The 21,511-nt window shown below is 45.5% G+C and carries 17 protein-coding genes and 1 tRNA gene; 11 read left to right on the top strand and 7 right to left on the bottom strand.

The features are described from left to right. Positions 1 to 30 precede the first annotated feature (30 nt). Positions 31 to 831 (bottom strand): HEAT repeat domain-containing protein, encoded by an 801-nt coding sequence (locus tag QUA80_RS14510; protein ID WP_333425550.1) that lies wholly within the window; start codon positions 829 to 831, stop codon positions 31 to 33. 287 nt (positions 832 to 1,118) lie between these two features. Beyond that, positions 1,119 to 1,247, bottom strand: coding sequence for a polymorphic toxin type 34 domain-containing protein (locus QUA80_RS14505; RefSeq protein ID WP_333425549.1), 129 nt, complete (start codon positions 1,245 to 1,247; stop codon positions 1,119 to 1,121). Positions 1,248 to 1,534: 287 nt separating this feature from the next. On the opposite strand from QUA80_RS14505, the gene QUA80_RS14500 reads away from it, so the two are divergent. The 3 genes from QUA80_RS14500 to QUA80_RS14490 all read left to right on the top strand — a co-directional run bounded on the left by QUA80_RS14500 (position 1,535) and on the right by QUA80_RS14490 (position 4,187). Next, on the top strand, positions 1,535 to 2,635 hold the full coding sequence (locus tag QUA80_RS14500; protein ID WP_333425547.1) for a saccharopine dehydrogenase NADP-binding domain-containing protein: 1,101 nt from the start codon (positions 1,535 to 1,537) through the stop codon (positions 2,633 to 2,635). Positions 2,636 to 3,023: 388 nt separating this feature from the next. Then, the gene (locus QUA80_RS14495) at positions 3,024 to 3,380 is read left to right on the top strand and encodes a hypothetical protein (protein ID WP_333425545.1); all 357 of its coding nucleotides are present in this window, start codon (positions 3,024 to 3,026) and stop codon (positions 3,378 to 3,380) included. 285 nt (positions 3,381 to 3,665) lie between these two features. Continuing rightward, the gene (locus QUA80_RS14490) at positions 3,666 to 4,187 is read left to right on the top strand and encodes a hypothetical protein (protein WP_333425543.1); all 522 of its coding nucleotides are present in this window, start codon (positions 3,666 to 3,668) and stop codon (positions 4,185 to 4,187) included. 195 nt (positions 4,188 to 4,382) lie between these two features. Here the strand turns inward: QUA80_RS14490 and QUA80_RS14485 are convergent, their stop codons facing one another. Continuing rightward, on the bottom strand, positions 4,383 to 4,574 hold the full coding sequence (locus tag QUA80_RS14485) for a hypothetical protein (RefSeq protein WP_333425541.1): 192 nt from the start codon (positions 4,572 to 4,574) through the stop codon (positions 4,383 to 4,385). 188 nt (positions 4,575 to 4,762) lie between these two features. On the opposite strand from QUA80_RS14485, the gene QUA80_RS14480 reads away from it, so the two are divergent. After that, entirely contained in the window at positions 4,763 to 6,088 is a 1,326-nt protein-coding gene (locus QUA80_RS14480) for a hypothetical protein (RefSeq protein WP_333425582.1), read from the top strand. Between the two features lie 326 nt (positions 6,089 to 6,414). Here QUA80_RS14480 and QUA80_RS14475 read toward each other — a convergent pair whose 3' ends face one another. Together QUA80_RS14475 and QUA80_RS14470 are read right to left on the bottom strand one after the other, a co-directional pair. Next, positions 6,415 to 7,545: an oxygenase MpaB family protein gene (locus QUA80_RS14475; RefSeq protein WP_333425539.1), complete on the bottom strand. Its 1,131-nt coding sequence runs from the start codon at positions 7,543 to 7,545 to the stop codon at positions 6,415 to 6,417. 392 nt (positions 7,546 to 7,937) lie between these two features. Then, positions 7,938 to 8,258 (bottom strand): hypothetical protein, encoded by a 321-nt coding sequence (locus QUA80_RS14470; RefSeq protein ID WP_333425537.1) that lies wholly within the window; start codon positions 8,256 to 8,258, stop codon positions 7,938 to 7,940. Between the two features lie 112 nt (positions 8,259 to 8,370). On the opposite strand from QUA80_RS14470, the gene QUA80_RS14465 reads away from it, so the two are divergent. From QUA80_RS14465 to QUA80_RS14440, 6 genes are all read left to right on the top strand, one after another. Continuing rightward, positions 8,371 to 9,273 carry an ion channel gene (locus QUA80_RS14465; protein WP_333425535.1) on the top strand — a complete coding sequence of 301 codons (903 nt, stop codon included), beginning with the start codon at positions 8,371 to 8,373 and terminating at the stop codon, positions 9,271 to 9,273. Positions 9,274 to 9,340: 67 nt separating this feature from the next. Next, positions 9,341 to 9,667 carry a DUF433 domain-containing protein gene (locus QUA80_RS14460; protein WP_041622309.1) on the top strand — a complete coding sequence of 109 codons (327 nt, stop codon included), beginning with the start codon at positions 9,341 to 9,343 and terminating at the stop codon, positions 9,665 to 9,667. A 195-nt stretch (positions 9,668 to 9,862) separates the two neighbouring features. After that, entirely contained in the window at positions 9,863 to 11,038 is a 1,176-nt protein-coding gene (locus tag QUA80_RS14455; RefSeq protein WP_333425532.1) for an exonuclease SbcCD subunit D, read from the top strand. 200 nt (positions 11,039 to 11,238) lie between these two features. Next, the gene (locus tag QUA80_RS14450; protein ID WP_333425530.1) at positions 11,239 to 14,280 is read left to right on the top strand and encodes an SMC family ATPase; all 3,042 of its coding nucleotides are present in this window, start codon (positions 11,239 to 11,241) and stop codon (positions 14,278 to 14,280) included. An 88-nt stretch (positions 14,281 to 14,368) separates the two neighbouring features. Then, complete coding sequence (locus QUA80_RS14445) at positions 14,369 to 15,538, top strand: pyridoxal phosphate-dependent aminotransferase (protein ID WP_333425528.1); 1,170 nt, start codon at positions 14,369 to 14,371, stop codon at positions 15,536 to 15,538. A gap of 16 nt (positions 15,539 to 15,554) precedes the next feature. Beyond that, on the top strand, positions 15,555 to 17,453 hold the full coding sequence (locus tag QUA80_RS14440; protein ID WP_333425527.1) for an aminopeptidase P family protein: 1,899 nt from the start codon (positions 15,555 to 15,557) through the stop codon (positions 17,451 to 17,453). Positions 17,454 to 17,620: 167 nt separating this feature from the next. Here the strand turns inward: QUA80_RS14440 and QUA80_RS14435 are convergent. Both QUA80_RS14435 and QUA80_RS14430 read right to left on the bottom strand, forming a co-directional pair. After that, positions 17,621 to 17,693 (bottom strand) — tRNA-Thr (locus QUA80_RS14435). Positions 17,694 to 17,826: 133 nt separating this feature from the next. Then, positions 17,827 to 19,986: a WD40 domain-containing protein gene (locus tag QUA80_RS14430; RefSeq protein WP_333425525.1), complete on the bottom strand. Its 2,160-nt coding sequence runs from the start codon at positions 19,984 to 19,986 to the stop codon at positions 17,827 to 17,829. A gap of 353 nt (positions 19,987 to 20,339) precedes the next feature. Between QUA80_RS14430 and QUA80_RS14425 the strand changes: the two genes are divergently transcribed. After that, positions 20,340 to 21,488 carry a sulfate ABC transporter substrate-binding protein gene (locus QUA80_RS14425; RefSeq protein ID WP_333425523.1) on the top strand — a complete coding sequence of 383 codons (1,149 nt, stop codon included), beginning with the start codon at positions 20,340 to 20,342 and terminating at the stop codon, positions 21,486 to 21,488. Positions 21,489 to 21,511 lie beyond the last annotated feature (23 nt).

The raw sequence follows: 21,511 nt of genomic DNA, 5'->3' as shown, positions 1-21,511 counted from the left end.
GATTCATCTGCGTTTATTTGTATTGATTTATCAGTCTGTGAGTGCGAGAATTTTTTCTGGTTGATTCCCTGTGAAGGGAAAACGGTTTGCGATCGCCCTCAATACCCTTTCTAAATCTGGTGCATCTTTCGCCAATGTTGGCTGCTCCTCCCGTTCGGTCAAATCTGTTAAAATATTCAGGACGATAGTTGCTAAATGTTCATCAGCATTATCCAACAAACTCAATAGCTTCTCGATATCTTCTTTCGCGCCCAACCAGTACCTCGCTCCCAGCAATTCAGCTTTTACTGATAAAGGAAGCTCTAATTTTAGATACTCTTCAAGTTTTGGCAATAGCTGGGGCGTACCTAAAAGCCCGATCGAATTAGCAGCATACCCTCTAACTGCTGTATCTTCATCAACATCTAGCAGTGAAAGCTCCAGAGTTTCTATAGCTAATGGTTCTTCTAAATATCCAAGAGTTTCTGCTGCTGATGCGCGAACCAGTGCTGAAGGATCGTGTCTGAGAATATATTCTATCGGTTCAACCGCAGGACTATAACCAATTTCTCCCAAGGCCTCGACTGTTTCAGACCTAACCAGTTCTTCTGGATCGTTTAGCAAAGGCATTAATGCAGGGCCAACTGTCTCTACTTCCTCTGAACCCAGATAACCTAATGCCTCGGCTGCATCGGCTCTAATTAATTCATCGGTAGATTTTAGCAATCTTAATATCTGCGGTACAGCCTCGTAAACTTCTGCATCTACAAGCTGTATCAATGCTTCTGTTTGCAGGGCACAATCATCAGAATCGCAATAATCTAGCAGTGTTTCTGTTGTCAGCTTATCCATAATTTTTGTACCTCCCTAAATTTTAGTGCTTCCAGCCTAGGTTATTTTCACACTTAGTCAGTTAAATTGAATGGCATTACGCAAGTATCAAAATGACTAAGTGTGAGTAATTGACATCCCCCAAAACTCTCTGAATTTCGTGGTACTACACTAATTGCAGACTAATTTTGGGAGAGGTTTCTTTGAGCAGCTTACCTTTTCATTTTCTTCTTTTTGCCGCTGGATCGGCTATGTCTGTCACCAAATGCTTTCTGGGTACTTTTAATTTTTTACATTTTTTATTTATCTTAATCGCGTTTAGCTTGCTGTTTCAATATTTCGAGTGCTTCAGGCCTATCTGATGCTTTTTTTTCTGCGATTAGTTGGTTAACTTCTTCTACAATACCCGTATCAGCTACATTACCTTCTGCGGTCATAGTGTTTAATTTTTGGTTTATTATAAGGGAGTATTAAAAATATTACGGACTGTTCATATTCTTAGAGTCTAACTCAGACATCGAAACCTTGTCAATAAAGGATTTTAAACTTGGGTGGGGCTTTATTGAACTTGTCTGCAATTAGTTGGATTTATTGGTTTTCCCCGCCCCTATGGGGTTATGGACATTGGTGCAAAATATGAGTTATCACAAATTCATCCTTTGTGCAGATGCAAGTTATACGCGAAAATATAGAAACTCAGATTAGCGTTACCCTTTTTTGAGCGATGGCAAACCGAGTTTTGATTGTCGGGGGGCGAGGACGAATTGGCAGCAGCGTTGCCCAAGACCTTGTTACCCATACCGACGCGGAAATTACTATTACCGGACGCAACTCTGAAGCCTCTATTGGGTCGGGATTGCCACCGGATAGAGTGCATTACCAAACTTTAGATTTAACAGACAGTGCAGCCTTGCACCAAGCGGTTTCATCCTCTAACCTCGTCGTTCACTGTGCCGGGCCTTTTCACTACCGAGACGCTAGTGTATTGAAAACTTGCATAGAAGCAGGTGTGAATTATACTGATGTCAGCGACAGCCGGAGTTTTACTCGCAGAGCTTTAGAATTGCGCGAAACTGCTAAGAATGCTGGAATTACGGCTATTATTAATACGGGGATTTTTCCAGGTGTTTCTAACAGCATGGTGCGCCGAGATGCGGAACAATTAGATGAAGCAGAACACATCCATTTGAGTTATGTTGTCGGAGGTTCTGGCGGCGCTGGCGTTACCGTCATGAGAACCACTTTTTTAGGCTTGCAAACTCCTTTTGAGGTTTGGGCCGATCGCAAGTGGCAGCAAGTAAAACCCTACAGCGATCGCGAAACAATTGAATTTCCCGCACCCTACGGAAACACAGGGGTTTACTGGTTCGATATGCCGGAAGCAATCACTTTGCCCGAAGCTTTCCCGGTCAAATCAGTTGTGACTAAATTCGGTACATCTCCCGACCTTTACAATCACCTTACCTGGTTTGTTGCCAAGTATTGGCCCGCTAGCTGGCTCAAAAATAACTCCGTGATTGAATTTCTCTCCTATGTCAGTTACGGGATGACCAGTGTTACTAATAGTTTTAGCGGGGTTGGCGTGGCAGTGCGATCGCAAGTGACCGGTCTCAAAAACGGTCAACCCGCTAAAGTTTGCTCGACAGCGGTACACCCCAATGCAGCAGCCGCTACTGGCATCGGTACTGGCAGCATAGCTCAATTAATGTTAGAAGGAGAACTAAAAAAACCGGGCGTTTGGTCGGTCGAACAAGCTCTTTCTACTGAGCTATTTGAACGAGCTATGCAGAACCGCAACCTCAATATAGAGCAGGTTTTTTTGTAGTTTTCTAGGTTGTTTGTAGCAATTTTAGATGTGTGGTGAACGGGCTTTTTTTGATGAACCGCGAAGACGCGAAGGAAGAAAGGAGAAGAGTCAGGGTTCGCAATTGACGGGAGAACCCCTAGATAGGGTTCATCGCAGGAATTGCGATCGCGTCGAGGTTCATAGGAGATGAGTTGCGCTTGTCTAACTAATCTGTCTTTTGGTAGAAGTAATAGCAACAAGCAGGCGCTTAAGATATTGGACATCGCGGGAAACATCCCTTTTGGCTCGCTCTAGATGCGGTAGCTGCGACAAAGACTGCGCTGGAACCAAGGTTGTAAATGTGCGATCGCAGTGAAGGGGCGACAAACACCATAATTTTTGCGAAAAAATACCAGGAGAAGTTGACATGAAGCGGGTTTTAAAAGCTCTCGGACAAACATTGATTCAAAGCATTTTGCTGGTCTGTACGCTGGCTTTCATTAGTTTGGCAGGTCTAGCCTTAGCACCGAGTCAGGCTGCTCACGCTGCGGGTCAATACAGCACTCAGGCGCAGCCGGAAGCTAAAATTACTGACCCCGCAGAAAGTTTCGAGGATCTGAATCCCCAAGCAGCTTACGAATCAATAGTCAAAACTGCTCAAAATCCTGCAAAGGTAGAGAAAGTTTACGACGAAAGCTTAAAAGAGTACAAGGAAGAACACCCGCAAGAAAGCTTAGTTCAAAAAGCTGAAGATTTGATGGAAAAGGTAACTGGTAACGAATAAATCAACAGATTGTTATCTAAATCAAGTTGCTGGTGTAAATACAGAGCTTCGCCAAGTACACAATCGATCGTAGCTCTGGACTTAGTTTAACCTAATTATGTAGGGTGCGCAGTGCGCACCTTATCGCGTTATAATAGAGTATAAAACCACTTTTTGCGTCGAAAAAGATTGGCTGCTTCCCCTTATTTTTAAGCAGGCAGATTCATCCTGAAGGCAGATGAATACAGAGAAATTAAAAATGTAAATTGAGTAATAGTTACAGTTAAATAAAAGGAAAAAAATATCATGAGCGATGACAAAAAAACGGTAAAGGAACCTGATGCTAACCTCGACCCGCTTTCGGGAGAAACGGGGGCTCATCCAGTGGCAACGGGTATCGGTGCGGCGAGTGCCGGTGCAGCGGGTGCTGCGATCGGCGGTGCGATCGGGGGGCCTGTAGGAGCAGTTGTGGGCGCTGTTGTGGGTGCCTTTGGCGGCGGTTTGGCGGGCAAAGGTGTGGGCGAGGCGATCGACCCCACGGTAGAAGACGCTTACTGGCGAAGCAACTACAGTTCTCGTCCTTACGCGGACACCAGCGCGACTTACGACGACTATCAGCCTGCATACCGCACCGGTTATGAGGGATACAGCCGCTATGGCGGTACTGGTAAGAGCTTCAACGAGATCGAAAACGATTTGCAACGCGACTACGAAACAAATCGCGGTAAGTCCAATATGACTTGGGAAAAAGCGAAGCACGCCACGCGCGACGCTTGGGATCGGGTGGAACGCGCTGTTCCTGGCGACATTGACAAAGACGGCCGCTAAGGGCTGACGGCAAGTATTTCTCAGTCTGGGGCACACACAAACTCCAGCGTTCCGGTTTTTTACCCCTGGTGGGGAATGCAGCGAAGTGTTTTGATAAAAAAACCCGGTTGCTGCGTCTTGGACTGTTGTTGATACCTGGGATTTTGATACCTGGGACTATTTTTAACGCGAGTTTAGCTAAGTTTTTGGGGATTTTCAGCCCCTCTCTACATCGGAGAGGGTATTTTTATGCTCTGTGGAAATCGCTGTTTTCAGCACGATTTTTATTTCACAGGAGTACGAGCCGCAGAGCAAGAAGCGAGATGTAGAGGCTTTGCTGTGGGGGACGATCGCACTCCTAAAAAACGCTTTTTGCAAAATCGGGATGCTTCCGTTTGAGATTAACATTTTTTTTTTACTGTTAGCCTTAAAATTAAACTAATTCAGGACTGAGGCATCGATCGCATATTTCTGTCCTTGTTCGCCATGCACACGAGCAATCGCAGCCGGAGCGTGAAAGCGTTCGCGGCCTCAAATCCGATAGTTGTTAAAAATCTAAATCCTCTCATTCAAAATCGGTATAAATTGTGGATGAAATGCTGGAAAGAGCTTGGACACTCAAGCAAAATTTAATTGACTTTGTGCTGGATGCTGAGGGAGAGTTGGCGGTAGCTTTGGAAGCTTATGCAGCAGCTCGATCGACTGGGGAGCGCTACGACATTGCTCAGCAAAATCAAGTGATTGACAGTTTTACAGTTGAAGGCAAAGTCGGAGAGAAAACGCCGATCGACTTATTTGTCGAAAGTCAACCGGATTTAACCCAGGGCGATCGCAGTTTGCTAGAAAGTTGGCGGCACAGAAGCTTCACGGGCTTATTTGAAATCACTAAACTTTTCCCCGACAGGTTTGAGCTGATGAACTGGCTGACGGCGAAGCACTATGTTGTCAAGCCCAACAGCCCTAATTTCCTGCAAGAAATGTCTCGCTTTAAGTTAGGAGAAATCTTGCGGGCTCGGATTGCTCCTCTCACCGATGACTGGTGGATACTCTCGGGCCCTCCGATAGCGATGGGGAAATTGGGCAAGCCGAAGTTGGCGGTGGCGATCGGCAATTTCAAGCAAAATCACAAACAGAATTTGTACAGCGATGCGCCTGAATTGTTAGAGCAAGCTTGGCATTCGGTAGAACAGTACCACGAAGATTTTACCGAATTTTTTGGCAGCGATGAAGTGACGCTATCGGGATATCACCTGAATAAACAGTTGGCTGAATTTCAGGAATTCATCACTAAAAAACACCTCGCTGATATCGGAATTCATGAAACTAAATCTCTCGCGGATATCGTTGAAGATGCCGGAGTCGATGCAGAAGAAATTAAAGCAGCAGCTATAGCAGCGGCCGGTGCAGATCCTTCTTCAGTTGAGATAGGGATCGATAGCGATCCTCACTCAAAAATGGTAATGCCGAAAGTTGAATTGCCCGATCGCTTCAAGAAAGCCGAACAGGTGACAGCGCTTTCTCATCCCCGCTGGGGGCAAACCTTTTTGTCTACTTACGCTCAATTTACTGCAATGCTAGCAGCCGAAGACTTTTTAACCGTTCCCGGTTACGAGAAGCTGGTGCGTAACTATCTAGAAGATCCTGGAATTAATACCTGGATTTGGCACCGGTTAGCTAAAGTTAACCCAGCGAAATTATCACAAATTTTGCAAACTGTATTGCAGCGGACGAATTTTCAGATCGATCGCGATTTAGATGCCCTGCTGCAAGAGTTTAAAAAACCCTTAGAACCCGAACTCCCGGAAATTGCCAGCGTTCCCTTGCACCTGCACAACTTATTTCAGGAAGCTTTAGGCGAAGTTCACAAATCAAAGTCCAAACCGCAGGAGAAAAAGAAAAGCTCTAAAGGCTTTAAATCCTAATCAGCTAAGTTCCTGGCATACTGCTATGCGCTAACGCGCCGGCTTCGCCAAGGGATACTCGATGAGATGGCCGCAGCCCAGGGACAGCAGAAACAGAGTGGCAATTTCAAGTACAAGTGCGATCGACCCTAGCCATTTTGGGCGCGTTAGCCTGCATCTGTCACATCATAAACAATTAAACAAGCTCGCAGCTAGCTGTGAGCTTATTGCCCGGTAATATAACTTAAGGTGATTTCTAAGAAAGAATTTACCGATTAGGAGGACGAACAGCAGTTCTTCCCTAGGATGGAATGATGGTGTGCGGTAATTTTTATTCTGGAAATCACCTATCTCTCACGGAGGGTCAGCCCCCAGTTATCTTGCAAACTCTTGGGAATCGTGAATTCCGTCTTTTGTCCTTCCCGCTCGAGGTAATGCAGTCCCTCAATCAGCCTGCGTGAGAATGCGCCGCTGAGCCGCGCCGCCAGCTTCGAGCGATCCTGCATCTCGTCGGTGACTCCAAAAATCCAGCGCAGTGGACGTAAAAAGTGCCGAGTCCAATTGGCGCGTTCGATACCAACCGCTTCAACCACCCGTTCGTCGCAGAGTTCGCGGATGAGCGTGGGAACGATACCATCGAACATCTTGCCGGGAACGCGTTCCTTCATATAATCAACCAGCGCAGCAGTCAGTTCTCGCCCGGCATCTGACGGAGCCGCATGATGTGTCTGGATCGCATCCCACAACGCTTTGCCATCTTCGACATCGCGGGGTAGCATGTCCTCCTGAATTCCCATGATGCTGCCAATGACACGCCAACAGTGAAAGAACGCGGCTTCTTCCTCCGCAGTAAAGTCCAATCCTAGCTTAGTCAAGACCTGGGGCAACAGTGCAAAGGATAGCATCGTACCAACCAAGTCTTCCTGGTTGATAGGAACGCCGTACTCAGCAAGCCAGCGGGGATATTGCCTCATGTGATAGCGAATTGTGGTGTGCAGCAGACGGATCTTTTGAGCCGTGCGTACCCCACGACCATTTGGCTCCAACCCACCCTCTGCCATAACATCGAGGACAAACTGCGCGGTTTCGACGAGGCGTTGATGTACCCTTTTGGTGATCCGGTGCGTCAAACTCAGTACCTGCGCTCCCTTGGCACAGGAGTAGCATGAAGGCAACGACCAGCAAAACAACGCCATCGTCATTTGCATACCATAACGCGAGAACAGTTGCTGGCCGAGCCGGATCTGCTCCCGATCCGCCCATGAAGGCCAGTCATCTGTGGTATTGAGGAAATCTTCGAGTTCGTCAGGCATTTCGACTGCCACCAGATCATCGTTGTTTTGAATGTCTTTTAGGAGTTTATTTACAGCGTCCACTTCATTGAGCCCAAAGATTTTCTCAATGACGGAATCGGCTTGCGGATCGCCGATTTCACGATACGAGTCTAGGGTATTGCGGGTCCATCGGCTTGATAACATGGGTCTTTAACTGCGTAGTTTTTTTGAGAAATAAGTTAAGTGGGCGGGAAAATTTATGGCTCTCCTGGCTATCCGGTGATTGATATAGCTTATGTGTCTTAGGGTAAGGATTTCAGCGATTTCATCACTAAATTTTTGTAATTTTCGATACACTTCCCACCACAAATCCAAGAGAGCCAAATTTATAAGTATTGGACAAGAACAAGTTACTAAGGTGATTTCCAGAATAAAAATTACCGCACAACATCATTTCATCCTAGGGGAGAACTGCTGTTGGTCCTCCTAATCGGTAAATTTTTTCTTAGAAATCACCTAAATAGCTTTGCACGCAGGACTTTAGTGCTTCTTCACCGCGATCGAACAAACTGAAGTCCTCACTACAAACACTTTTTTTAATCTTCAACTTGTCGGACAGCCATGCGTTGCAGCGGCAGGCTGAGTATGCTAGAAGCAGTCAACAAGTAAGAAAGAACCGTAGTCAGCTTCAAACTGAGCAATAACCAGCTATCCTCTGGTAGGTGAAGTTTCAGCCCGAAAAAAGAGATGCAGTACACTATCCAGTAAGTAAAGCTCATCTTGATTAGGATTTCTTCGCTCAAAGTGCGCTCGTCCGTTGGTTGCGAGTTGCGATCATCGCCCAGCAGGACTAGACCCGCAATAGATGCCACAAAAGAAACCATAACGAGATAGTCATGCCAGTTAAGCTCAACCATTTCTAAACTCCGCTTTTATCCTAATTTTTGGAATCAGACATCAGTCTAAAGGATAAGTTTTCCCGGTCACAGCAATAGTTACAAATTGAAACAGCCGCAGTTACAAATCGCAATGAAAATCAACCGCAACCACCAGCCACAGGCTCGTTTAGTCAGCCGCCAAGGACAATTCCCCTTAAATATTGTCAAGTTGGGAGTACCTCGCCTGCATTTTGCCGACCTGTACCACAGGCTGTTGACTCTTTCTTGGCCGCGATTTTTCATCCTGATTTGTCTCTCCTATACAGTCACAAATTCTTTATTTGCTTTAGCTTACTTGGCGGGAGGAGATTGCATTGCTAACGCGCGGCCGGGTTCTTTCCCAGATGCCTTTTTTTTCAGCGTCCAAACAATGGCGACGATCGGCTACGGCTCTATGTATCCGCGCACGGATTACGCTAATACTATAGTCGCGATCCAAGCGCTTTTTGCTTTGTGGGGAGTGGCAATGGTGACGGGACTGGCTTTTTCGAGATTTTCTCGACCAACAGCCAGAGTTATCTTCAGCCGCGTAGCTGTAATCGCTCCTTTCAACGGCGTTCCGACTCTGATGTACCGCACGGCAAATCAGCGTTTTAACCAGATTTTAGAAGCGCAGCAGCGAGCTACTTTGATCCGCGATGAGGTAACGCCGGAAGGAGAATTTATGCGGCGTTTTTACGACTTGCAATTGGTGCGGAGTCACTCTCCGATTTTTGCATTAACTTGGACAGTTATGCACGCAATTGACGAGACCAGTCCTTTGTACCAACTTACTGCCAAAGACTTGATGGAACAGCAAGCAGAAATTGTAATTACGTTAACAGGAATTGACGAAACTGTTTCGCAAACTATTCATGCCAGACATTCTTTTGTGGCGTCTGAAATTATGTGGAATATGCGGTTTGTAGATATTCTTTTGAAATCGGCGACGGGAAGGCGGGTGGTTGATTATACTCGGTTTCACGATGTGAAGCCTGTTGAAGAGAAGTTGTGAGTCTAATAGTGCTAGAATACCTCTAGAACGACAAAATTTGATATTTATGACTTCAGTTACGACGAAGATGACACTCAAAGAATTGCAACCGCAACTCTTGGCTTTAACTCCCGAAGAAAAGGCTCAAGCTATACAATTCCTAGCCCAAACTTTAAGCAACTTTTGGCCGGGGATTCAAAAGACTCCCGGTGTCATGGGCACAGAAGCCTGTATCCGAAAAACTCGGATTCCTGTTTGGCTGTTGGTAAGTTATCGCCGTCAAAGTGCCAGCGATGCTCATATTTTAGAAGGTCATCCCGATCTGAGTGCCACAGATTTGGTGAATGCTTTTAGTTATGCTGAGGCATATCCTGATGAGATTGAAAGAGCAATTCGAGAACAGGAAGAGGCATAAACAGTGGCAGATATTTATACCACGATCGCACAAAGCATTAAAACTGAGATATTTTACCATTTTAAATCAGGCTTTTATGAACGGGCTCTTCGGCCCGTTCCACAAGAAATTTATTCTTTGTGGAACGGGCCGAAGAGCCCGTTCTTGAAAATGGTACAACATCTCAGTTAACATAAACAAAATACTCCTCGTACTATGCGAATAATTCATACTGCTGACTGGCATTTAGGGCGGCGTTTTCGAGGCATCGATCGCACTTCCGAAATTGCGATCGCCCTCGAACAGATTTTGAAGCAAGCAAAAGCCTTGGAAGTCGATGCTGTGCTCGTCGCCGGCGACATTTTCGACGTGCCAAACCCTCCCGCTTACGCCGAACGCATTGCTTATAACTTTTTCTGCGAACTCCAAGCTGCAGGAATTCCCGCAATTGCGATCGCCGGTAATCACGATTCGGCATCCCGCATCGACAGCATCGCACAATTGCTTTCTCTCGCCGGTGTTCGCGCTTTAGGCAAACCCAGGCGTTCTGCAGACGGAGGCACAATTACTCTCAATACAAAAAGCGGTAAACTTTGTGTGGGAGCGATGCCTTTTGCTTCCGAACAAAGACTGTTAGATGCTAATTCTCTCTGGCAGTCTGGCGATGCCGATCGCCGCAAAGATTACCGCGAAATCGTAGCATATTTACTGGAAGATTTAAGCAGGGATTTTAGAGACAATACTGTCAATTTTCTCATGGGACACATGAGCATTGACGGCGCTCGATTGGCAAAATCGGAAGTCGCTTATTACACGCGAGAAAAATACCTCCTGTCATCGCAAACTCTGCCCCCAGAAGCTCAGTATGTTGCCCTCGGACACATCCACATTCACCAGCGGATTTCTGAGACTTCTCCCGCTTATTATTCCGGTTCCTTGATTCAATTAGATTTTGGAGAAGCGGAACAGGAAAAAGGATTTTGCTTGATAGAAGTTGAGCCGGGAAGTCAGGCAAAGGTGGAATTTAAGCCTGTGGCTTGCCACAAGCCGTTAAAAGTGCTTAAATGTCAGAACGACAATCTTGATGAAACTTTAGAAGCTCATCAGTATCATCCTGGTTTCTTGAAAGTAATTGTCGAACTTGACAGTCCGCAAATCGGACTTGCCGATCGAGTGCGTCAAATCTGTTCTCAAGCGCTGTTAATTGAACCGCGCTATCCAGATCCAGCCCTAGAAGCAACAGAAATAACTAATATCGATCCCAATAATTTCGATCCGGCAGCAGAGTTTTGCAACTATTATCAAAACCGATTGGGAACGACACCGAAACCTGCCGTATTAGAGGAATTTAAAAATTTGTACAAGAAGCTTAAGGAAACAGTTAACAATTAAATGGGTAAAAAGATACAATCCCAAATCAAAAATCTCAAATTAACTGGTTCCCAGACAGAGCCTGGGAACCAATATCCAGAGGCTCTGCCTCGCGCTTAAATAGGAAAATTGGAGGCAGAGCCTCCGGATATGCGTTACCAGGCTCCGCCTGGTAAAGAGTAATTTAATCTAAAACCCCAAATCCTAAAACTAAAATCAGTATGCGTCCACTAGAACTTATTCTCGAAGGATTTACCAGCTTCCACCGCGAACAGCGTTTAGATTTTTCTCAACTCGATTTGTTTGCAATTACTGGTGCTACAGGTGCGGGAAAATCTTCACTGCTAGATGCCATGACTTACGCTCTTTTTGGCACGACAACTCGCAGCGGGAAACAAGTCAGTGATTTGGCAAGTCAAGGCAGCGAAAATTTAAAAGTGCAGTTGCGTTTTGCGGTGGGTTCGGCACAGTATAGGGTGACGCGAAGGTGGCGTTTCCGTCCGAAATCTCCTGAAAATAAGGTGATTTTGGACAACTGGCAAAATGGCCAATGGGAAACTTTGGGTACGAGTATCGTTGCTGTTCAAAATACCATTGAACAGATTTTAGGAATGGATTTTGATACTTTTACGCGAGCAATTGTTCTGCCTCAAGGTAAGTTTGATGAGTTTATTAAAGGGGATGCTTCTAAACGCCGGGAAATTTTGCGGCAGCTAGCGGGATTTGAGATTTTTGAGCAGATGCGGAAGGAAACAAATGAGCTCGCAAAGTTGCTGAAACAAGAACGGGAAATGGTAGAAAGGCAGCTAGCGGATTTAAGTGCACCGACGGCGGATGAGGTGGCCGGGAGACGATCGCAACTTTTGATTTTAGAGCAGCAGTTGCCTGAGTTCGATCGCGCTGTGATGAAAGCTCAGAAGGATCTAGATGAAGAGGAACAGCTATTTTCGCAAATCGCTCGCTGGCAAGAGCTGGAACAAGAACTGGTTAAATTAAATGCTAATTCTGCTGAGGTCAAAATTTTAGCACAGCGTTTAGAAAGAGCGCAGGCTGCCAATCATTTACAGGGAGATTGGGCTTTAGTGCGATCGGCTCGCAGTCAGCATGAAACTGCGGAACGTGCCTCGATGGCAGCGCGAAAGCTGTTAATTAAAGCTCGTTCAGAGCTAGCAGTAGAGCAGCAGAAATTTGACGAGGCAAAAGCCAAAGAAAAGGCATTGTCACCACAAATTAAGGCGCGCGAAGATGCTCTAGCTGCTGCGAAAGTATATGAAGAACAGCGCACTCAATTAGAAAAAGAAGTTGCGCTAGCCCAAAAAATTCAACAGGAAAAACTCCGCTTTTTTATGGCAGCAGATAAAGAACTGCAAGCTGCTAATACTAAAATTCAAGGTGCGGGTTTTCGAGTTACTCAAGCAGCGGCAAAACTCGAACAGTATGCGCCGGGAGGCAAGCGTTTAGAGCAATTGCAGCAAATTGCACCCTTATTGATGGAAGTTCAGCTAATTGCCAAGCAGGAGAAAACTCAGCAGCAACAGTTGGATAAATCTATTGCAGATAGGGAAAGCGCTCAACAGAATTATGCGAAGTTTGCCGCTAATTTAAAAGCAGCCGAAATCAGGCTCAAAGAGTGCGGTAGCGAGTTAGAAGAGGCGGAAACTGCTAATGCGGAAGCTGCCCGTTTAGAGAGTGTTGCTGTTGTCAGAATGTCCTTAAATTCTGGCGATACTTGCCCGGTGTGCGGGGGGGTGCATCCTGACAGTGAGCTGCTCCCTCCTTTGCCAAATTCTAATATTGTCGATGTCGCTGGTTTGCAGCGGAAATTGGCGGCGGCAAATCAGGTTTTTCAAGAGGCTCAAAGGTTGGTGGCTGAGGGAAAAAGTGCAGTTTCAGCTTGCCTGCAAAAAGAGTCTGAAATTACTCAAATGTTGGAATTAACCGCGAATAGAGTTGCCGAATTGCAGCAGCAAATCACTCGAGTTATCGAAAATCCTCAGTGGGAAGTGTTGCGGTTGCAGCAGGAGTTGGCAATACTTAAAGAGAGCGACCGGCAATATCGCGAAACCGAGCAGCAGTTCCAACTCGCATCATTGGAATATGAGAATTTTCAACAAAGATTTAATTTTGCAGCGGCGACTCAATCAGCTAAACAGCAAGAATATCAAGATGCGATCGCCGAATCCGACCGTCGGCAGCAGCAGTTGCAAATTTGTGTTAATGCGCTTTATCAAATTACCGAATATCAACCTTATCCTAATTTAGCAAAAGCCTTAGAAGAAGACAAGCAAGACTTGGCAAATCTGCTGAAAGTTGCCGAAAAATCTTATCAAAATGCTCAAAATACGGTTATTCAAGCAGCAGAGAGAGAGCAACAAGCTGGAGAAGTTTTTGGAAAAGCCCAGGCCCATAAACAGCAGCTAAACCAGGATTGGTCAGCAAAATTAACAGCGGCTGATTTCACAGAAGAGACTTTTTTAGCAGCGGTTGCAACAGTTAAGGAACAATCAGACTGGGAAAATGCTATTCGTTCTCACCGCGAATCAAAAATTCAGTTAGAGACGCGGGCAAAAGATTTGAGCGAGGCGATCGCAGGCAGAACTACCGATGAAAATACTTTAGCACAAGTGCGATCGGCAAAACATACCGCCCAAGAAAACCTCAAACAAGCCAACAACAACCGCGCCGAACTTTTAGCTTGGATTCAAGTAGCAGTCCAAAATCTCGAACAAGCAGAAAGACTGTCACAGCAAATCACAAATTTCACAGAACAAGAGCAAACTTATCACACCTTAGCGCAGAATCTCAAATCCAACGAATTTCAATCTTACATTCTAGAACATTTAGAAGCAGAATTAGTCGGCAGCGCCACATTAATTTTGCAAGAATTAACCGAAAATCGCTACAAATTAAGAAACCAAGACGGCGAATACTGGGTAGCAGATAATTGGAACGGCGGGGAAGCTAGACGAGTGCGAACCCTTTCCGGCGGCGAAACCTTTGCCACTTCCTTATCAATGGCTTTAGCTTTGTCAGAAAAACTGTCTCAAGGATCTCACTTGGGCAGCTTATTTCTCGATGAAGGATTTGGTACTTTAGATACCGAAACTCTCGAAAGCGTTACTCAAATTTTAGAATCTTTGCGGCAGCGAGACAGGCTGATTGGAGTGATTACCCACGTTCGAGAATTGGGCGAAAGATTGCCCGCACAAGTTAAAGTGTTTAAGTCGCCGCAAGGTTCTAAAATAGAATTACATAGCTCCTGAATAGGAGAGGCGCGTGCCTGAAAGAGTAAACTTGCTTAAGGACGTAGATTATAACTAAACTTGCCCCTACAATTCCTTATAATATATTATGAAAAATCACCCGACTCGAATGCAATCGGTACAGTCGCCTATAATTCCAGTAGTTGGCGAACTGATTCGCAAAAATCCGGGAACAATATCATTAGGACAAGGCGTAGTTTACTACAATCCGCCACAAGAATCATTTGAAAAAATACCCGAATTCTTCGCAAATCCCGACAATCACAAATACAAAGCCGTGGAAGGAATTCCACAATTACAGGATGCAATCGCAGCCAAACTCAAAACAGATAATAACATAGACATTAACAGCAAAAACTACATTTGTGTTACCGCAGGTAGCAACATGGGATTTACCAACGCCATTCTCGCTATTACCTCGGCGGGAGACGAAGTTATTATCCAATCACCTTATTACTTCAACCACGAAATGGCGGTAATTATGGCAAATTGCCGACCGATAATAGTAGAAACTGACGCCAACTATCAACTTAATATCGCTGCTATAAAAAAAGCAATTACTGACAAAACCAGAGCCATAGTTACCATTTCACCAAATAATCCCACTGGTGTTGTTTATTCAGCCGAAGCACTCCGAGAAGTTAACGAAATTTGTCGCCAGCACAACATCTATCATATCAGCGATGAAGCTTACGAATATTTTACTTATAACGGCGTCAAACACTGTTCGCCCGCCGCTTTTCCCAACAGCAGCGAACATACAATTTCTCTGTTTAGCCTCTCCAAAGCCTACGGTTTTGCGAGTTGGCGGATCGGGTATATGGTAATACCAGAACACTTGCTCGTTTCAGTGAGAAAGATTCAAGATACAATCTTAATTTGTCCGCCGGTAATTTCTCAGTATGCAGCCCTGGGAGCCTTGCAAGTTGGTAGAGGTTACTGCGATAATTATGTAAGGGCGATCGCATCCGTGCGCCAACTCGTATTAGACGAACTCAATACCATCCAAAACTTGTGTACAATTTCCCCAGCCGCTGGAGCTTTTTACTTTTTCTTGAAAGTTGATACTGAACTCGATACCATGGAATTAGTAGAACAATTAATTCGCGAATATCACGTAGCAGTGCTTCCCGGTACAACCTTCGGCATGGATAGCGGCTGCTATTTGCGCGTTGCTTACGGTGCTTTGGAGAAAGCAACCGCCACCGCAGGTATTAGGAGATTAGTTAAAGGTTTGAAGACAATTTTAAACAAGTAAAATAGGAAAATTAAAAATGGTTGCAACTAACTTGAAATCAAATACAAATATTCAAGATGCCTCCGCTGCAAAACTAGCAGACTTGCGGGATTTGATGGCAGATTATGACTTAGATTGCTATTTCATCCCTGCGGTTGACGAACACTTAAATTTATCAGTTCCAGCCGCCAAGCAGAGGCGAGCTTGGATGTGCGGTTTTGCGGGTTCCGCCGGCGATTTGTTGGTTGGCAAAGATGCCGCTTGGTTGTTTGTGGATTCCCGCTATTACGAACAAGCAGAATTGCAAGTCGATACGGGAATTATTCACATATCGAAACTCGGCTTAGAAGGAAATTTAACCTATATTGAAACTTTGGAAAAACTGGCTGTTGAATCGGCACAAAAATCAAGGAAGATTCGCCTAGGTTTTGACCCGTTTACCGTAGCAACAGAGCAATATCAAAATTGGGTGAAACAATTTGCAACTGCCGAGATTGAGCTCGTACCAATCCGGGAGAATTTGACAGACAAAGTGCGATCGCAAAATCCTTGGAAAACAGCAGAGACTTTACCCGCGATTGATGCAGAACCCATATTTAGCTTACCTGTATCGCTGACAGGAGAAACCGCCGCCGAAAAATTAGCCAGAGTCAGGGAAGCCATGCAACAAGCCAACATCGATGTGCTTCCGATTACCAACCTCAATCAAATAGCGTGGCTGTTCAATCTCCGAGGCTCGGATATTCCCCACATTCCTATTTTCATATCTTATGCCATTGTCACCAAAGATTCAGCGTTTTTGTTGACAAATCCCGAACGAATTTCACCAGAAATTAAGCAACAATTGCGGGCAGATGTAACTTTGCTTCCCTACGCAGACTATCCGCATACATTAGAAACTTGCGTAAATTTGCCAAAGAAAGTTCGGGTACTTTTAGACCCGAAACACAGCACAGCAGGCACGTACCAGTTACTGTTAAACCAGCAAGAAGCGCAGTTTTACAACATCGAAATAATTTTTGATACTCATCCGGTAGAAGGGATGAAAGCTCGCAAAAATCCCGTAGAAATCGAGCAGATGAAATCAGCCAATTTTAAAGCAAGTCGAGCGAAAACTTTGACTTTAAAGTGGTTGACAGAACAGCTAGAAAATGGTAAGGTATTGACCGAGTTTGATGTCAAAGAAAACATCGAAAATTTTTACCAGCAAGAAACAGATTTTCAGACTTTAACTTTTAGAACGATCGCCGGTGCGGGAGCCAATAGCTCGATCGTACATTACGGAACCCCCAGCCCAGAAATAACCTTAAAACCGGGGGAATTGCTGTTATTGGACTCAGGCGCGCAATATTTAGCAGGTACAACCGACGATACGAGAACAGTAAGTATTGGAGAACCGACGGCGCTACAAATAGAACACTACACAACAGTGTTAATCGCGCACATCAACTGTGCAATGCAGCAATTCCCCAAAGGAACAACGGGATCGCAATTAGATGCGATCGCCCGTGCGGTATTATGGCAAGAACAGCTAGACTACGGACACGGTACAGGGCACGGAGTCGGCGCATTTTTAGCCGGTCACGAAGGGCCAAACGGCATCAGCAAATCTGTGCAGTATCCCCTAGAAGCCGGAATGGTAACTAGCATCGAACCGGGATATTACGAACCGGGATGGGGCGGAATTCGCATCGAAAATCTCTATGTTGTCAGGGAAATGCCATCAAAAAACGGTTTGGTTTGGTACGGATTTGAACCGCTGACGTATATTCCGTTTGAGCGCAAATTAATAAATGTCGATCGACTGTCAAAGACTCAACTAGCATGGTTGAACAACTATCACGCTTCGGTAGTCGAGAAACTGGAACCCGTACTTGATGCAGCAACAATTGAATGGTTGAAAAAAGCCTGCGCTGCGTTAGGTAAAGCCTTGTAATTGGTCGCACATTTAACTTGTGCACCTATTTTTATTAACACTCTTGTGGGGTGGGTACGCGAGTCCGCCCCAAGTGTAAAAAATAGCAAATATCAGATAGGGACACAGCACTGCCGTGTCCCTAATGTATTTAATCCGATATTTAATCCGATTGAAAACTGCTATAAAGCTGGTGACAAGACTCGAACTTGCGACAGGCTGATTACAAATCAGCTACTCTACCAACTGAGTTACACCAGCAGTGAAGATTAATATAGCAAACTTATAGCGATCGGCGCAACCCCCCCAGCCAATTTTTTTTTCAAATTCGCTCAAAACCCCTCCCCGTAAGGGCAAAACCGGAATTGTCTGCCCACAGCCCACTGCCAATTAACTAATCGCAGCGCCAAATCTTAATCGTCTGATCGGCACTGCCGCTGGCGAGCAAATTGCCCGAAGGTGCGATCGCCACCGAGTACACCGTACCCGAATGTCCCTTAAGACTGCTCAACAACTCCCCGGTCTGCAAATTCCAAATATTAATCGTATTATCATCGCACCCGCTAGCCAAAGTCAAACCGTCCCCACTGATAGCAACCGAATCGCCCCGACTCACATAATTCTGCAAAATATGCAGCGCCTCATTCATTCCTAAATTTGCTACACCCTTTCCCCTCGCATAATTAGTATTTAAAATCCGCAACAAACTGCCCGTGTGCAAATTCCGCAGCTTAATCGTATAATCATTGCTGACGCTAGCAAGAATCTGACCGTCCGGCGCGATCGCCACAGAATTCACCCCAACATTCAACCCCGAAAGAGTCCGCAGCAACTTACCGCTTTCCACATCCCAAACCTTGCTCGTCGCATCCGAACTGCCACTCGCCAATATTTTACCGTCCGGGCTAAAAACCACCGAATTCACATTGTCAGAATGACCCTTCAAAGTCCGCAGCAACTCACCACTCCGCAAATTCCATAACTTAATCGTATTATCAGCCCCGCCGCAGCTAGCAATTACCAGGCGCTTCGGGTTAATCGCCACCGAATTCACCTCCATAGAATGTCCCGGAAAAGTACACAGCAAATCACCGCTTTGCAAATTCCAAAACTTAATTGTTTCGTCCGAACTGCCGCTGACTAACATTTTTCCGTCATAGCTAATAGCAACCGAATTTACGCGATCGGTATGTCCCGTCAGAGTGCCAATTATTTCGGCTGTTTCTAAATTCCAAATCTTAATAGTTTTATCCCAACTGCCGCTAGCCAAAATTTTGCCGTCAGGACTAATCGCCAGAGAATTCACAAACGATGAATGTCCCGGCAGCGTGTATACACACCGCCATTTTAGATTTGTTAATTTATGAGCTAATTCCTTCGCCCGCTTAGATGCCTCCTCAACTGCCTCTCTGCGTTTGAGTTCAGCCTCTTCCAAACGCTTGCGTTCCGCCCTAGCTTTCGCCTCTCGAAGCGCCAGTCGCCGCATCTCTCCCTTATATACTATTCGCTGCTGATCCTGAATTTCTTTAAGAGTTTCAATATAGGGTAGGGCCCAATCTTTAGAAAACCATTCTTGAGCAAATTCCGCCTCTAATTTCAATAGCTGAGGTTCGTGAGTAAAATCGATATTTAAATAATACAAATCAGCTAAAAAAGCAGCCAATAACTTGTGAATAGTCACAATGATTTGCCGAATAATCCGCAGGCTCAGCTTTTCATCTTTACCCTCTGCCTCCAACTGGTGGTAAACCTCTTCCCAATTCCAAGGCTGCATCGCTATTAGAGAAACGCTCTGATTTATGATTCCCCAAAAACCGAGATGAAAATTAACTTCATAATCGCTGATATCGCTGTAAAGTATAGCTGTGGGTACGGGAGACAAAACAGTCTGCAACCGCTCCACATCAATATCAGAAATTGCCTTTTTGAAATAGTCCCCGTAAAACTGAACCGGAGACAAATCTCCGTACTGGGGGTAGTGCTGGTTTAAAAAAGCTCTCAACTTAGCCGGCAGCTCGATATTCAGATTGTGGCGAAACGAATCAGGGCAATCTTGGCTAATTTTTGCGGGAGCGACTAACAGCAGCAATCGGTGCTGCTGCTGCTGCAAAATCTGTTCAGTTTCCTGCCTGCTCAAATTAGAAAACCAGTTGTCTCTGTCCCAAATAATTTGAATTTCGCTCAGCTTAACTCGAATTGCTTCTGATTGAAACTCCCGCATTAAATCGCGGCAAAGCCTGCTAATTGCCCGCTGATCTCTCACTTCTTCTGCTTTAATTCGATTAGCGCGTTCTTGCTTTACCCATTCTTCTTCTGCACCCGCGATCGCGATTAATTCTTGTTCTCTGGCCTGCTGCCGCTGCAAATATCGCACTTGGGCTTTAATCCAGCGCGGGTCTTTTTTGATTTGCTGCTTCAAAACTGAAGAACCAGACGGCTCAATTTCTGCAAACCGTTCGTTGACAGCGCTTGCGCCCAATCTTTCTCCTAATTCAGAGGCTACAGGCTTCAACAGTTCAATTAGGGTGTCTGAGACGGGGCGGGGTAAGGACATACCAGTTAAAACTTTTTCTTACTTAAGGGCGATCGCGAGTCAGGCGTACCCCCCTGGGGCTGGGATCTTACATTGGGGCGATCGGTCAGCGTATCCGTAAGGCGTATCGTGCAGCCGCGCCAGCTTAGCACCTTAACTCAATAATAATATTTATTTATGCACTTTACATTTTCCCCCGAAGCTGGCTCGAAAGCACCGACGGAAAAGACTTCAGGATATTCGATCGACCCTGAGTTCCCCCAATTTGTTTTTTTTGTTGCCATTTGACTCGCTCTTGTCTATAATCATACTTCACAACCATAATTACGGTATTCCGACCTAATAACCGTACTTTTACTAGAGGAATAGATATAATGAGTCCGTGGCAACGCCTAACTCAACACCTTCACCGGCCGCAACAGCCACCAGCCAGCACAAATCAATCATTTACTGCGCTCAAAAGATTTGTGTCGCTATTTTTAGTGGGAATAAGTTTAAGTCTGGCCGTTGCATCCTGCGGTCAGGGAACCAGCAACAACCCCGCACCCACTCCCGGCGCAGGTTCTAGCCCAGCAGCCAACAAAGGTAACGTAGAATTAACCCTCGTTTCCTTCGCAGTCACCAAAGCCGCCCACGAAGCGATAATTCCCAAATTTGTAGAACAGTGGCAAAAAGAAAAAGGCCAAACCGTCACCTTCAACCAAAGCTACGGCGGTTCCGGTTCCCAAACTCGGGCAGTAATTGACGGTTTAGAAGCAGACATCGTACACCTAGCCCTCGCCCTCGACACCGAAAAAATCGAAAAAGCCGGACTCATTGAGCCCGGGTGGGAAAAAGAAGTCCCCAACGAAGGCACAGTCAGCAAATCCGTAGCAGCAATAGTCACCCGCGAAGGCAATCCCAAAGGCATCAAAACCTGGGAAGATTTAAGCAAAGACGGAGTAAAAGTGATTACTGCCGATCCTAAAACATCAGGCGTTGCACGCTGGAATTTCCTCGCACTTTGGGGCTCGGTTGTTAAAACCGGAGGAGACGAAACCAAAGCATTAGATTTTACCACCAAAGTCTACAAAAATGTCCCCATCCTGACTAAAGACGCCCGCGAAGCCACCGACGTATTTTTCAAACAAGGGCAAGGCGACGCCTTAATTAACTACGAAAACGAGATTCTTCTAGCTGGTCAGAAAGGCGAAAAACCGACTTATAGTATTCCCGAAGTCAATGTTTCGATCGACAATCCGATTGCCATCGTCGATAAAAACGTTGATAAACACGGCACTCGCGAAGTCGCCGAAGCATTTGTCAAATTTCTGTACACCCCAGAAGCTCAGCGAGAATTTGCCAAAGCAGGCTTCCGCCCAGTAGATGCGACAGTAGCGGCGGAACCAGAATTTGTCCAAAAATATGCCCCCATCAAAACCCTATTTACAGCTCAAGACTTAGGAGGTTGGGGAGAAATAGAGAAGCAATTCTTCGCAAGCGGAGCTGTTTTTGACAAAATTCAAGGTTCTATTAAACAGTAAAAAAACAGACTGCCCAGAGCCCC

Origin of the sequence: Microcoleus sp. F4-D5 (assembly GCF_036704885.1) — a bacterium.
Taxonomy (GTDB): Bacteria; Cyanobacteriota; Cyanobacteriia; order Cyanobacteriales; family Microcoleaceae; genus Microcoleus.
This window is presented reverse-complemented; position numbering and strand designations above follow the sequence as displayed.

Bases quoted from the DNA above. Each gene is read 5' to 3' on its own strand.
- QUA80_RS14465 (WP_333425535.1), top strand. From the start codon at position 8,371: ATGAAAATCAACCGCAACCACCAGCCACAGGCTCGTTTAGTCAGCCGC.
- QUA80_RS14440 (WP_333425527.1), top strand. From the start codon at position 15,555: ATGGTTGCAACTAACTTGAAATCAAATACAAATATTCAAGATGCCTCC.
- QUA80_RS14485 (WP_333425541.1), bottom strand. From the start codon at position 4,574: ATGTTAATCTCAAACGGAAGCATCCCGATTTTGCAAAAAGCGTTTTTT.
- QUA80_RS14480 (WP_333425582.1), top strand. From the start codon at position 4,763: ATGCTGGAAAGAGCTTGGACACTCAAGCAAAATTTAATTGACTTTGTG.
- QUA80_RS14460 (WP_041622309.1), top strand. From the start codon at position 9,341: ATGACACTCAAAGAATTGCAACCGCAACTCTTGGCTTTAACTCCCGAA.
- QUA80_RS14505 (WP_333425549.1), bottom strand. From the start codon at position 1,247: ATGACCGCAGAAGGTAATGTAGCTGATACGGGTATTGTAGAAGAAGTT.
- QUA80_RS14455 (WP_333425532.1), top strand. From the start codon at position 9,863: ATGCGAATAATTCATACTGCTGACTGGCATTTAGGGCGGCGTTTTCGA.
- QUA80_RS14430 (WP_333425525.1), bottom strand. From the start codon at position 19,986: ATGTCCTTACCCCGCCCCGTCTCAGACACCCTAATTGAACTGTTGAAG.
- QUA80_RS14425 (WP_333425523.1), top strand. From the start codon at position 20,340: ATGAGTCCGTGGCAACGCCTAACTCAACACCTTCACCGGCCGCAACAG.
- QUA80_RS14500 (WP_333425547.1), top strand. From the start codon at position 1,535: ATGGCAAACCGAGTTTTGATTGTCGGGGGGCGAGGACGAATTGGCAGC.
- QUA80_RS14475 (WP_333425539.1), bottom strand. From the start codon at position 7,545: ATGTTATCAAGCCGATGGACCCGCAATACCCTAGACTCGTATCGTGAA.
- QUA80_RS14445 (WP_333425528.1), top strand. From the start codon at position 14,369: ATGAAAAATCACCCGACTCGAATGCAATCGGTACAGTCGCCTATAATT.
- QUA80_RS14495 (WP_333425545.1), top strand. From the start codon at position 3,024: ATGAAGCGGGTTTTAAAAGCTCTCGGACAAACATTGATTCAAAGCATT.
- QUA80_RS14470 (WP_333425537.1), bottom strand. From the start codon at position 8,258: ATGGTTGAGCTTAACTGGCATGACTATCTCGTTATGGTTTCTTTTGTG.
- QUA80_RS14450 (WP_333425530.1), top strand. From the start codon at position 11,239: ATGCGTCCACTAGAACTTATTCTCGAAGGATTTACCAGCTTCCACCGC.
- QUA80_RS14490 (WP_333425543.1), top strand. From the start codon at position 3,666: ATGAGCGATGACAAAAAAACGGTAAAGGAACCTGATGCTAACCTCGAC.
- QUA80_RS14510 (WP_333425550.1), bottom strand. From the start codon at position 831: ATGGATAAGCTGACAACAGAAACACTGCTAGATTATTGCGATTCTGAT.